Genomic DNA, 12,528 nt, shown 5'->3' with positions numbered 1-12,528 from the left:
GTTGATTGCTGGTGACTAAAAATAACAAATCAGTCACCGCCTGACCCTATGTGTCGCAAAAGTTGTTGGGTTACACTCCAGCTCAACGAAAACACCCTTCCACGAATCACCTGTTTAGATCTTTGCGAGGTTTGCCATGGCTGACTACAAAGCGCCGCTGCGCGATATGCGCTTCGTCCTCAATGAAGTGTTCGAAGTCGCCAAACTCTGGGCCGAACTGCCGGCCCTGGCCGAGACGGTGGACGCGGAAACCGTTGAAGCCATTCTCGAAGAGGCCGGCAAGGTCACCAGCAAAAGCATTGCGCCCCTGAGCCGTGCCGCCGATGAAGAAGGCTGCCACTGGGCCGACGGTGCCGTCACTACGCCGGCCGGTTTCCCACAGGCTTATCAGACGTATGCCGAAGGCGGCTGGGTCGGTGTTGGCGGTGATCCGGCCTACGGCGGCATGGGCATGCCAAAAGCCGTCTCGGCCCAGGTCGAAGAGATGGTCAACTCCGCCAGCCTATCCTTCGGTCTGTACCCGATGCTGACCGCCGGCGCTTGCCTGTCGATCAACGCCCACGCCAGCGAAGAGCTGAAAGCCGCTTACCTGCCGAACATGTACGCCGGTGTCTGGGCCGGTTCCATGTGCCTGACCGAGCCACACGCCGGCACCGACCTGGGCATCATTCGCACCAAGGCCGAACCTCAGGCCGACGGTTCCTACAAGGTCAGCGGCACCAAGATCTTCATCACCGGCGGTGAGCACGACCTGACCGAAAACATCATCCACCTGGTACTGGCCAAACTGCCGGACGCACCAGCGGGGCCGAAAGGCATTTCACTGTTCCTGGTGCCGAAGTTCATGGTCAATGCCGATGGCAGCCTGGGCGCGCGCAACCCGGCGAACTGCGGTTCGATCGAACACAAGATGGGCATCCAGGCCTCTGCCACTTGCGTGATGAACTTCGACGAAGCCGTGGGTTACCTGGTCGGCGAGCCGAACAAGGGCCTGGCCGCGATGTTCACCATGATGAACTACGAGCGTCTGGGCGTCGGTATCCAGGGCCTGGCCACCGGCGAGCGCTCGTACCAGAACGCCATCGAATACGCCCGTGACCGCCTGCAAAGTCGTTCGCCGACCGGCGCGCAGAACAAGGACAAGGTGGCCGACCCGATCATTGTCCACCCGGACGTGCGTCGTATGCTGTTGACCATGAAAGCCTCGAACGAAGGCGGCCGTGCGTTCTCCACTTACGTGGCGATGCAGCTCGACACCGCCAAGTTCAGCGAAGACGCCGCGACCCGCAAACGTGCGGAAGATCTGGTGGCCTTGCTGACGCCAGTGGCCAAGGCGTTCCTGACTGATCTGGGACTGGAAACCACCGTCCACGGCCAGCAGATCTTCGGCGGCCACGGCTACATCCGTGAGTGGGGCCAGGAGCAACTGGTGCGTGACGTGCGCATCACCCAGATCTACGAAGGCACCAACGGCATTCAGGCGCTGGACCTGGTGGGGCGCAAGATCGTCGGCAGCGGCGGCGCGTTCTACAAACTGTTCGCCGACGAGATCCGCCATTTCACCGCAACCGCCAGTGCCGATCTGGGCGAGTTCACCAAGCCGCTGAATGACGCCGTCGACACCCTCGACGAGCTGACCTCATGGCTGCTGGACCGGGCGAAAACCAACCCGAACGAAATCGGCGCGGCGTCGGTCGAGTATCTGCAAGTATTCGGCTACACCGCTTACGCGTACATGTGGGCGCTGATGGCCAAGGCGTCGCTGGGCAAAGAAGCGCAGGACGATTTCTACGCGAGCAAGCTCGGCACGGCGCGGTTCTATTTCGCCCGTCTGCTGCCGCGGATTCACTCGTTGAGCGCGTCGGTCAAGGCCGGCAGCGAGTCGCTGTTCCTGCTGGACGCTGCGCAGTTCTGATGAGGTAACGTCATGTAAGCGATCTCTTACATGACGTGCTGCTGTTCTCCCATAGGCGTAGATTGGATCCACAGCTAATCTACTTTCCATGGACGTCGCGCAGGAAGCGCAAAGCAACAACACGGACACGTAGGATTCTGCCAGGGTGGCGGAGTGAAATGGATGTCAGGGAAACAGTCTGCAAAGCCCCGCTTCGGCGGGGTTTTCTTATGCCCGCAGAAAAGTTTTCAGCTCAGCGCGTCCAGCGGCGGCGCCCCTTTCAGCGGTTTGTCCTCACGCTGCATCACCTCTTCCAGCAACGTTCGCAGCAAGGCCAATGGCGCCTGCTGGCGTTGCACATCGCGACACACCAGCCCGACCTTCAACGGCACGCGCGGCTCACTCAACGGTTTCCACAGCAGATCCTGATCGTCGTACTCTTTTTGCGAACGACCGGGCAGCACCGTCGCCAGACGGGTATGCGGAAGGCTGTCGAGAATCCCCACCATATTGTTCAATTCGGCCTGCACTTGCGGACGACGTCCGAGGTTGGCCAGTTGCGCCTGCCAGATCTGGCGGATCTGAAATTCTTCGCCCAATAGCAACATCGGCAATTCGGCCGCCTGACTCATCGAGACTTTCTTGAATTCCCGCAGCGGATGATCCGCCGGGATGACCAGCGTCAGTTCATCTTCGTACAACATCACGCCGTGCAGCCCCGGCTGGCGTGGCGGTAGATAGCTGATGCCGATGTCCAGCGAGCCGTTGAGCAGTCGCCGCTCGATCTCAAGCCCCGTCAGTTCATAAATCTGCACCACCAGATGCGGCTGGGCCTTGCGCACTCTCTCCAGCATTTGCGGCACCAGGCTGGTGTGCACGGTTTGCAGCACGCCGATCGCCAATGTGCGCAGTGCCTGCCCTTTGAAGTTACCCAACGCCTCACGCGCCCGCTGCATGCCGTCGAGCAGTGGCAAGGCGTGGTTGTACAAGGTGTGGGCGGCGAGGGTCGGCAGCAGGCGTTTGCTGCTGCGTTCGAACAGGGTGACGTCGAGGTTTTGTTCCAGCTGGCGAATCTGCTGGGACAGCGCGGGCTGAGAGATCGACAGGCGCTCGGCGGCGCGTCCGACATGCCCTTCTTCGTAGACCGCGACGAAATAACGCAGTTGTTTGAAATCCATAAGTAACACTTATCGAAAATGCTGGGAAATCGAAATGGCTTGACGCCGTGAACCGGCCTAGTCTAACCGCATTCACAAGGCTTACAGGGCCGGAAAGCGCAATGACCAGCGTTTGTTTTGAAAGTGTTTGCATAGGCAGTTCAAAAAACCTCGATCGAGGTTTTTTTCAATGAATCTGTTCAGTTTGCGGCGCCAGACGCCGAGCCTCGATGACCTGGCTTTTGAAACCCAAGAATCGGATGCCGCTGATGGCCTGAATGCCGAACGTCTGATGCCCAGCGTCGAGCGTCCGCAGCAGGTATTCGTTCGCGGTCAAGGCTCCTGGCTATGGGACAGCAATGACCGCGCCTACCTGGACTTTTCCCAGGCCGGAGGCGCCAATAGCCTCGGCCACAGCCCTTCGGCGCTGGTCAAAGCCATTGCCAACCAGGCCCAGGCCCTGATCAATCCCGGTTTCAATCTGCACAACCGCGGCATGCTCAGCCTTGCCGAACGTCTTTGTGCGAGCACTGGCAGTGATCAGGCATACCTGCTCAACAGTGGCAGCGAAGCCTGTGAGGCGGCGATCAAACTGGCGCGCAAATGGGGCCAGCTGCATCGCGGCGGCGCCTCGCGGATCATTGTCGCCAGACAAGGCTGTCACGGACGTAGTCTGGCGACGATTTCGGCGTCGGACAGTTGCAACCTGCACAACCGTTTCGCACCGTTGCTGCCCGGTTTCGATCCGGTACCGTTCAATGACCTGCCGGCGCTGCATGCAGCAGTGGATGCGCAGACCGTAGCAATCATGCTCGAACCGATCCAGAGCGATGCCGGAGTAATCCCTGCGACCGAGCATTACCTCAAGGGTGTCGAGCGCCTCTGCCGTGAGCTGGGGATTCTGCTGATTCTCGACGAGGTTCAGACCGGCATCGGCCGTTGTGGCACCTTACTCGCCGAACAGTCCTACGGCGTGCGCGCCGATATCGTCGTGCTCGGCAAAGGCCTCGGCGGCGGTGTTCCACTGGCGGCGCTGCTGGCGCGAGGCAAGGCCTGCTGTTTCGATTCTGGCGAGCTGGGCGGTACTCATCATGGCAACGCGCTAATGACCGCCGCAGGGCTGGTGGTGCTCGACAGCGTGCAGGACCGTGCATTCCTCGAACAGATCCGCGACAACTGCCAGCATCTGCGCGAAGGGCTCGCCCGTCTGGCCTATCGTTATGAGCATGGCGAGTTACGCGGGCAGGGGCTGTTCTGGGGACTGAGCCTGTCGGAAGACTCCGCCGAGGCCGTTGTCAAAGCCGCGCTTCACGAAGGTTTGCTGCTCAACGCCCCACAAGCCGACTGCCTGCGCTTCACACCGGCGCTCAACGTCAGCAAGGCCAACATCGACGAAATGCTCCTGCGCCTGGCCCGCGCCTTCTCCCGGGTACGCACCGCGCAACTGCAATGCCGCAAAGGGATTGCCGTCTGAGCTGAAATTTCCCACCCGAATTCAAGAACCGTCTCGCGGTATAACGCACGCCCCACTCCTGATTCTTTTGGCGTGGGGCGTTTTTTTGTGGCCGGATAATGGCAATCAGATGGCGAGATTGCGGTTTGCACTGAACCCTGACAAACGGCACAGGTCGATTAGCTTGTATGGCTCAGGTGAGCCAACCCCCAATCAGGAGCTGCCCCATGGACTTTATCCGCATCATCATTGCCATTCTGTTGCCGCCTCTGGGTGTGTTTCTGCAGGTCGGGTTCGGCGGCGCGTTCTGGCTGAACATTCTGCTGACGTTGTGCGGTTACATCCCGGGGATCGTGCATGCGGTGTACATCATCGCCAAACGCTGAGTCTCAGTCCGTCAAACCCATCACTCGCCGGTAGAACCGCCATTCCTGCTCCAGCGCATGGGCCTGATTGGCGGCCCGGCGGAAGCCGTGGCGTTCATCGGCGTAGTAATGCGCTTCGACCTCAATGCCGTTTTGCTCCAGGGCCGCGACCATGTCGCGGGTCTGTTGCGGCACGACTACGGCGTCCAGTTCGCCCTGAAAGAAAATCACCGGTACGCGGATGTTGCTTGCGTACAGCAACGGCGTGCGGGCGGCGTAGCGTTCGGCATCTTTCTCTGGATCGCCGATCAGCCAGTCCAGATAATCGCCTTCAAACTTGTGCGTAGCGCGGGCCAGTGCCACCGGGTCACTGACTCCGTACAGACTGGCGCCAGCGCGGAATACCTGATGGAACGCCAGGGCGCACAACGTGGTGTAACCACCGGCGCTGCCGCCACGGATGAATGCACGATCACCGTCGATCATGTCGCGATCATTAAGGTAGGCCACGACCGCACACGCGTCCTCGACGTCCACCGCGCCCCAACTCAGATGCAGCGCCTGCCGATACTCCCGGCCATAACCGCTGCTGCCTCGGTAGTTGAGATCGGCGACGGCGAAGCCACGCTGCGTCCAGTACTGAATGCGCGGGTCGAGCATCGGGTAGCAGGCCGACGTCGGGCCGCCGTGAATGAACACCACCAGCGGCGGCTTCACATCACCATTCGTGGCCGGGTAAAAGAAGCCGTGGGCTTCACCCGAACCGCTGGGATAGCGCAGAGTTTGCGGGCGGCTGATGCGCTCGGCGGGTAGCGGTGCGACTCCGCCGGCCAGGATGTTCACTTCACGCGATTCGCGATCAATGGCGATCACCGCTGAAGGGCTGATCGGTGAGGCGGCAATGCAGTAAATAAATTGATCATCGACAGCCAGATGACGGAAGCGGCTGTAGTCGCCGGTGAAGTCTTCACCGTTGAGCGCCAGACGACCGAAACCGCCTTCGCTCCAGCTCGCCAAAAAGCCTTCGTCGGTGGGCAGCCAAGTGCAGCCACCAAGTTGCCATGGAGCTGGTGCGTGATCGGCTTTGGCGCTAGCTAACGGTTGCAAGTCGTTTGCCGACGCGACCCACGGTTGCCAATAACCACCACGATCGGTCAGACAGCCCAGTCGGCCATTGGCATCGAAACGCGGTTGCTGGATCGACTCTTCAAGGGTTTCACCCGCCACACAGCGTGGGACGGAAAACCCGCTATCCGAGCGCTCGGCGAGCATCAGTCGTGTGGATGTCCACGGCTGATACGGACGGCTCCACTCGATCCACGCCAAGCGCTGGCCGTCCGGACTGATGATCGGCGATGCATAAAAATCCGCGCCTTCAATCAGCCTATGACGCTCGCCATTCGCCAGATCGATAGCCACCAGCCGATGGCGATCACCGTTCTCTTCAATGGCCAGCACCTGCCCGTCGGCGTAATTCAGATCGCCATAACGACACTCGCCAGACGTCAATGCCACGGGCTCGCCGTCCAGCGTCTGGCGATACAGCTGTTGATCCGCCTCGTTGACGAAAACCACCCCGTCAGGCGTCAGGCAAAACGCCCCACCGCCATATTCGTACACCCGGCTGCGCACGCTGAAACCCGTAGGCGTCAGACATTTCGCCGCGCCATCGCGCCAGTGCCAGATCCGGCACGCGGCGTCTGTTGGGCGATATTCATTCCAGAACAAGCCATGGGCACCAAGTTGCAATTCGGCGAAATCCACGCCGGCAGCAACCGCAGCGGTGGCGCTGAAAGGCTCAGCCTTTGGCGATGAGTCGCGAGTTTCGTTCATTGCGAAAGGCCAGTTGTTCGATGGTCTGGGTGGCGTGCTCGGTTTCTTCGCGGGCCTTGAGGATCACGCCGTGATGTTCGGACTTGCTGCACACCGGGTCGGCATTGCTGGCATCGCCGGTGAGCATGAAGGCCTGGCAGCGGCAGCCGCCGAAGTCCTGCTCTTTCTCGTCGCAGGAGCGGCACGGCTCGGGCATCCAGTCATAACCGCGAAAGCGGTTGAAACCGAACGAGTCGTACCAGATGTGCTGCATGCTGTGGTCGCGCACATTGGGAAATTGTACCGGCAGCTGTCGGGCGCCATGACAGGGCAGGGCGGTGCCGTCCGGTGTGACCGTCAGAAACAGACTGCCCCAGCCGTTCATGCAGGCTTTCGGGCGCTCTTCGTAGTAGTCCGGGGTGACGAAAATCAGCTTGCACGGATGCCCTTCGGCTTCCAGTTTTGCGCGGTATTCGTTGGTGATGCGTTCGGCACGAACCAGTTGTTCCTTGGTCGGCAACAGGCCGACACGATTGAGCTGCGCCCAGCCGTAGAACTGGCAGGTGGCGAGTTCGACGAAGTCGGCCTCCAGCGCAATGCACAGTTCGATGATGCGGTCGATCTTGTCGATGTTGTGCCGATGAGTGACGAAGTTCAGCACCATCGGATAGCCGTGAGCCTTCACGGCGCGAGCCATTTCCAGTTTCTGCGCGAAGGCCTTTTTCGAGCCGGCGAGCAGGTTGTTCACTTGCTCGTCGCTGGCCTGGAAACTGATCTGGATGTGATCGAGCCCGGCCTTCTTGAAGTCGCTGATCTTCTGCTCGGTCAGGCCGATGCCGGAGGTGATCAGGTTGGTGTAGAAACCCAACTGGCGCGCTTCGCGGATCAGCTCGGCGAGATCCTGGCGCACCAGCGGTTCGCCCCCGGAAAAGCCCAGTTGCGCCGCACCCATCTCCCGCGCTTCGCGGAACACCTTGATCCACTGCTCGGTGCTCAGCTCTTTGCCCTGCTCGGCGAAATCCAGCGGATTGGAGCAGTACGGGCATTGCAGCGGGCAGCGGTAAGTCAGCTCGGCGAGCAGCCACAGCGGCAGGCCGACCTCAGGCTTGGGCGGCAGATCAGTCAAGGGTGATCCAGTGCTGCGCACGGGCAACCTCCATGAATTGCTCGATGTCGTTACCGAGCTCGGGCACGCCGGGGAACTGTTTGTCGAGTTCGGCAATGATCGCCGCGACATCCCGCTCACCGTCGATCAGGCCGCCGATCAATGCGGCACTTTCATTGAGTTTGATCATGCCTTCCGGGTACAGCAGCACATGGCCTTTCTGCGCCGGTTCGTACTGGAAACGGTAGCCGGGACGCCAGGTCGGGGTCTTGCTGCGGTCGAAACTCATAAGGCGATTCCTTTATGCCAGACCCGTTGATCGGTGACGCTGTGATACGGCGGGCGGTTCAGTTCGTAGGCCATGCTCATGGCATCGAGCATGCTCCAAAGGATGTCCAGTTTGAACTGGAGAATTTCCAGCATGCGTTCCTGGCCTTCGCGGGTCTTGTAGTGCTCCAGCGTGATCGCCAGACCATGCTCGACATCGCGCCGGGCCTGGCCGAGACGGGTGCGGAAATATTCGTAGCCGGCCGGGTCGATCCACGGGTAATGCTGCGGCCAGCTGTCGAGGCGCGACTGGTGGATCTGCGGCGCGAACAGCTCGGTCAGCGAGCTGCTGGCGGCTTCCTGCCAACTGGCGCGGCGGGCGAAGTTGACGTAGGCGTCGACGGCGAAACGCACGCCGGGCAGCACCAGTTCCTGGGAGCGCAATTGATCCGGATCGAGACCGACGGCCTGGCCGAGGCGCAGCCAGGCTTCGATGCCGCCATCTTCACCGGGCGCGCCGTCGTGGTCGAGCAGGCGCTGAATCCACTCGCGACGGATCTCGCGATCCGGGCAGTTGGCGAGGATCGCCGCGTCTTTCAGGGGGATGTTCACCTGATAGTAGAAGCGGTTGGCGACCCAGCCCTGTATCTGCTCACGGGTGGCCCGGCCTTCATACATCGCCACGTGATACGGGTGATGAATGTGGTAATAGGCGCCCTTGGCGCGCAGGGCCGCTTCGAATTCGGCGGGGGACAGCGGGGTGTCGGTCATTGCGGTTCTCCGGGCATTCGTTACAGGACGATGCTCATGCCGTCATACGCCACTTCAACATTGCGTCGAACCAGTTCCGCGCGCTCCGGCGAGTCTTCGTCGAGAATCGGGTTGGTGTTGTTGATGTGGATAAGCACCTTACGTTGCTCGGGAAGCTGTTCCAGCACTTCGAGCATGCCGCCAGGGCCATTCTGCGCCAGATGGCCCATTTCGCGGCCGGTGCGGGTGCCGACGCCACGACGCTGCATTTCATCGTCGTCCCACATCGTCCCGTCCACCAGCACGCAGTCGCTGCCGGCCATGATTTCCAGCAATGGCGCGTCGACCTTGCCCAAACCCGGCGCGTAGAACAATTTGCCGCCGGTGCCGAGGTCTTCGACGATCAGGCCGATATTGTCGCCCGGATGCGGGTCGAAGCGGTGTGGCGAGTAGGGCGGTGCGGCGCTGCGCAACGGCAGCGGGGTGAAGCGCAGGCTCGGGCATGCGGCGACGGTGAAACTCTGGTCGAGTTCGATGCGGTTCCAGTCCAGCCCGCCGTTCCAGTGCTTGAGCATGGTGAACAGCGGGAAACCGGTGCTCAAGTCTTCGTGGACCATGTCCGTGCACCAGACCTGATGCGGGCAGCCTTCGCGCAGGCTGAGCAGGCCGGTGGTGTGGTCGATCTGGCTGTCCATCAGGATGATCGCGCTGATGCCGGTGTCGCGCAGGGCCCGGCCCGGTTGCATCGGGGCGAAGCTCTGAAGCTGCGCGCGGATGTCCGGCGAGGCATTGCACAGCACCCAGTTCACGCCGTCATCGGAAATCGCGATGGACGATTGGGTACGGGCCTGGGCATTCAGGCTGCCATCGCGAAAACCGGCGCAATTGACGCAGTTGCAGTTCCACTGCGGAAAACCGCCACCGGCGGCCGAACCCAGAATCTGGACGAACATGAACGCTCCATCATTTCAACGCTGAAAATAAAACGCCCCGGCGAGCCGAGGCGTTGCACTGCAGTGTTCTGCTTGAGGCAGGACTCAGCGGCTGGCGAAGTACATGGTGACTTCGAAGCCGATGCGCAGGTCGGTGTAAGCAGGTTTAGTCCAAGCCATCGGGTGACTCCTTTTTCAGGTGGGTGAGATAGCGCTATCCATAGGTATAGTCCACGGCAGCGCGGGGATGTTCCAAATAGTTAGGTGGCTATGTTACTCAAAATTTCAGGGGCTTTGCCCGTGAATCTTTGAGAAAGCTCCTTGCAGCCCCGGTAATGATCATTTAGCCGCGTGCCAGGGCGCGCCCGGCGAAGGGCTGTTGGCCAGGCCGTGCCAGCCGCCCTCGGCGCGGATCAGACGTTGTGCGGCGGCCAGCAACGCCGGGCGATCCAGTTGAGCGACTGCGCTGCGTAATTGCAGCAGATAATCCGACGAGTGGCCGGCGAGGCGGGCCTGCCACAGGAGTTCGGCCGCATCTTTGCCGGACAGGACGTTGTCATCGAACTGATCGGCAAGCGTCTGGCGTTGCTGAGTGAGGCTGGCGGCATCCAGCTGTTCGACAAGGGCTGGCAGGCCATCGAGAAACTGCTGAATGTGGTCGAGCAATTGCGCGGCGGTGGCCGTGGGCGATTGCACACCGAACAGCAATCCGGTCTGGCCGTGGAGCTGGCGCAGGCCGCTGAACACCGCATAACCGAGTTGCAATTCAACGCGCAGGCGTTGGTAGAACGGCGTCTGGCACAGGTGGGCGATCAGGCGCCACGCGGCTTCGTCAGCGATTTCGTGGCTGGCGGTTGGGCAGAACAGCAACAAGGCGTGTTCGCTGGACGCGCTGTCGATCTGACTCCACAGGTATCCAGAGTTGATTGTCGACGGTGGGGGAATTTGATTGTCCGGGATGCCGGGGATACGGCTCAGGGCGAGGCCCATGGCTGACTGGGTTTGTTGGTTTAGCCCCAAAGCCAGACCGTCCCAGCGGGAAGTTGTCCACAGCTGCGCGGCGTCATCGGATTCGCCTACCGCTGTCAGGCACTTTTCGGGCAATGCCTTGAGCAGTTGGCGGATCGGTATCAGCGCAGGTTGCGGCTCGCCTTTCGCGGAGTCGGCGCCCACTTGTGTCAGAGATTTCAGCGCGTGCTCCAGCACAACGGGCAGCGTGTCCTGCAGGCCAGTGAGTTTCAGCAGCCACTGATTAGCTGCGGCGCTGAAGGACAACTCGACCCCGGCCTGACGCGCGTCGTCGGAAACCTCCCGCAGACTGCGTTGCAGTTTCGCTTGCAGCTCGGCCGTGGCCGCTGCTTCCGTCTGCCAGCGAACATATACCGCACCTTCGTCACCGTTATCCGGCAGCGCTTGGCTGAATTGCATCGGCGAGCGTTCGCGACGGCTGCGCGAGCGATCCTGAGCGAACGTGCGCAGGCCACGGTGGGCGCTGGTCTGGCCGCGGATCAGGCCGGCGTTGGCCAGCGGCTTGGCTGTGCGCAGGAACGGATTGGCGGCAGGCAGATGCCAGTGGCTGCTGAAGTTATCCACAGTGCCGATTTTGCCGAGAATCACTTTCAGCGCCGCAACGGCCGAATCGCAGAGGCCGTTTTCACGTCGTTCGCTGTCGAGTCGCGCCAGCTGAAACGCGCCGCTGACCTGCTGCTGCCGTTCAAGCAGCGTTGCATACTCCTGACGCAACGCTGGCCAGTCCCGCTGCGCTGTGAAGAAGCTCAACCAGTCGAGAAACTGCGCGCGGAGAGCGTCGAGTGACCCGGATGCCCCAGTGAACTGAAGATGCAGAACTGCCTGCTCAGCAAATTGATAGGGCACACAGGCCTGTAAGCCTTCCGCGAATCCCTGCTGTTGCAAGTGAGCGAGCAGCCCACCGGGTTTGGCGCTGTTCAACCAGTGACAGAGAAACGCCAGCGCTTCGGCCGACGACTCCGGCAAGTCCTCCAACGCAAACAACAGATTGCCGTTCCGTTCGCCGACCTGTTGATAACTTGCCTGTGGAGTGTCCATCAAGCGAACGGGGGCTGCCTGTGAAGTTTGATCCCCAGCCGTCAGCGCGGCGGCAAACTGTTCGGCCAGCGTGCGCAGCTCTTCAACACTTTGCGGCCCGACCAGGCTCAGGATCATCTGTCCGGTGCGGTAAAACTGCTGATGAAAGTCTTTCAACGCCTGCTGAAAATCCGCGTGTTCTACCGGCAGACTGTCGCGGTTCCCGGTATGAAAGCCGCGCAACGGATGCGCTGCTGACAACCCTGCGAACAGCGCTTCTTTTTGCTGAGCTCCAGCATCCTGCGACCACGCGACAAACTCCGCCTGCAACACTTCCCGTTCCCGCAACTGATCGTCCGGATTCATACACGGACGGGCGAGCATGTCTGACAGACGCTCCAGCCCACCGCTGAAGGACGGCGGCGGCAATTCAAAGAAGAAATCGGTGGTTCGCTCACGGGTGCTGGCATTCACCTGGCCGCCGTGACCTTGCACGTAGGCCATCAGGCCTTGGCTTGCGGGAAAACGCTCGGTGCCGAGGAACAGCAAATGCTCAAGAAAATGCGCCAGCCCCGGCCACGCCAACGGCACGTCATGACTGCCGGCAGCCACCCGCAACGCCGCGGCGCTGCGCTTCAGGCCGGGCACGTGGCGCAGGGTCACGCGCAAGCCGTTGGCCAGGGTTTCGGTGTGGGGACGGGGATGGGTCGGCGCAGGCATGGGCACTTCCAGAACAGTGAAGTGCCA

The 12,528-nt window shown here is 61.2% G+C and carries 11 protein-coding genes; 3 read left to right on the top strand and 8 right to left on the bottom strand.

Annotated features, from left to right (window positions below; genetic code table 11):
- Positions 1 to 136 precede the first annotated feature (136 nt).
- Entirely contained in the window at positions 137 to 1,915 is a 1,779-nt protein-coding gene (locus tag JKA62_RS11340; protein WP_011336234.1) for an acyl-CoA dehydrogenase C-terminal domain-containing protein, read from the top strand.
- A 227-nt stretch (positions 1,916 to 2,142) separates the two neighbouring features.
- On the opposite strand, the gene JKA62_RS11335 is transcribed toward JKA62_RS11340, so the two are convergent.
- Complete coding sequence (locus tag JKA62_RS11335) at positions 2,143 to 3,072, bottom strand: LysR family transcriptional regulator (RefSeq protein ID WP_201817819.1); 930 nt, start codon at positions 3,070 to 3,072, stop codon at positions 2,143 to 2,145.
- Between the two features lie 169 nt (positions 3,073 to 3,241).
- Here JKA62_RS11335 and JKA62_RS11330 point away from each other — a divergent pair, with 169 nt between their 5' ends.
- A complete protein-coding gene (locus tag JKA62_RS11330; RefSeq protein WP_011336232.1) occupies positions 3,242 to 4,525 on the top strand; it encodes an aspartate aminotransferase family protein in 1,284 nt (427 codons plus the stop codon).
- A 206-nt stretch (positions 4,526 to 4,731) separates the two neighbouring features.
- Positions 4,732 to 4,890 carry a YqaE/Pmp3 family membrane protein gene (locus JKA62_RS11325; protein ID WP_003228885.1) on the top strand — a complete coding sequence of 53 codons (159 nt, stop codon included), beginning with the start codon at positions 4,732 to 4,734 and terminating at the stop codon, positions 4,888 to 4,890.
- A gap of 3 nt (positions 4,891 to 4,893) precedes the next feature.
- Here JKA62_RS11325 and JKA62_RS11320 read toward each other — a convergent pair whose 3' ends face one another.
- From JKA62_RS11320 to pqqF, 7 genes are all read right to left on the bottom strand, one after another.
- The gene (locus tag JKA62_RS11320; protein WP_041475444.1) at positions 4,894 to 6,702 is read right to left on the bottom strand and encodes a S9 family peptidase; all 1,809 of its coding nucleotides are present in this window, start codon (positions 6,700 to 6,702) and stop codon (positions 4,894 to 4,896) included.
- The gene (gene pqqE, locus JKA62_RS11315) at positions 6,668 to 7,807 is read right to left on the bottom strand and encodes a pyrroloquinoline quinone biosynthesis protein PqqE (protein WP_442962198.1); all 1,140 of its coding nucleotides are present in this window, start codon (positions 7,805 to 7,807) and stop codon (positions 6,668 to 6,670) included. Before pqqE ends, JKA62_RS11320 begins: the two co-directional genes overlap by 35 nt.
- Positions 7,800 to 8,075: a pyrroloquinoline quinone biosynthesis peptide chaperone PqqD gene (pqqD, locus tag JKA62_RS11310; protein ID WP_201817815.1), complete on the bottom strand. Its 276-nt coding sequence runs from the start codon at positions 8,073 to 8,075 to the stop codon at positions 7,800 to 7,802. The genes pqqE and pqqD overlap by 8 nt, the downstream gene beginning before the upstream one ends.
- On the bottom strand, positions 8,072 to 8,824 hold the full coding sequence (pqqC, locus tag JKA62_RS11305) for a pyrroloquinoline-quinone synthase PqqC (protein ID WP_011336228.1): 753 nt from the start codon (positions 8,822 to 8,824) through the stop codon (positions 8,072 to 8,074). The genes pqqD and pqqC overlap by 4 nt, the downstream gene beginning before the upstream one ends.
- Positions 8,825 to 8,844: 20 nt before the next feature.
- Positions 8,845 to 9,756: a pyrroloquinoline quinone biosynthesis protein PqqB gene (gene pqqB, locus JKA62_RS11300; protein ID WP_011336227.1), complete on the bottom strand. Its 912-nt coding sequence runs from the start codon at positions 9,754 to 9,756 to the stop codon at positions 8,845 to 8,847.
- Between the two features lie 84 nt (positions 9,757 to 9,840).
- Complete coding sequence (gene pqqA / locus JKA62_RS11295) at positions 9,841 to 9,915, bottom strand: pyrroloquinoline quinone precursor peptide PqqA (RefSeq protein WP_003444522.1); 75 nt, start codon at positions 9,913 to 9,915, stop codon at positions 9,841 to 9,843.
- Positions 9,916 to 10,074: 159 nt separating this feature from the next.
- Complete coding sequence (gene pqqF / locus JKA62_RS11290; protein ID WP_201817812.1) at positions 10,075 to 12,501, bottom strand: pyrroloquinoline quinone biosynthesis protein PqqF; 2,427 nt, start codon at positions 12,499 to 12,501, stop codon at positions 10,075 to 10,077.
- Between the last annotated feature and the right edge of the window lie 27 nt (positions 12,502 to 12,528).

This window comes from Pseudomonas sp. B7 (assembly GCF_016735645.1).
GTDB classification, from domain to species: Bacteria; Pseudomonadota; Gammaproteobacteria; order Pseudomonadales; family Pseudomonadaceae; genus Aquipseudomonas; species Aquipseudomonas glycinae.
Note: the sequence above shows the minus strand (reverse complement) of the source record. Positions and strands in the feature narration are given on the sequence as shown.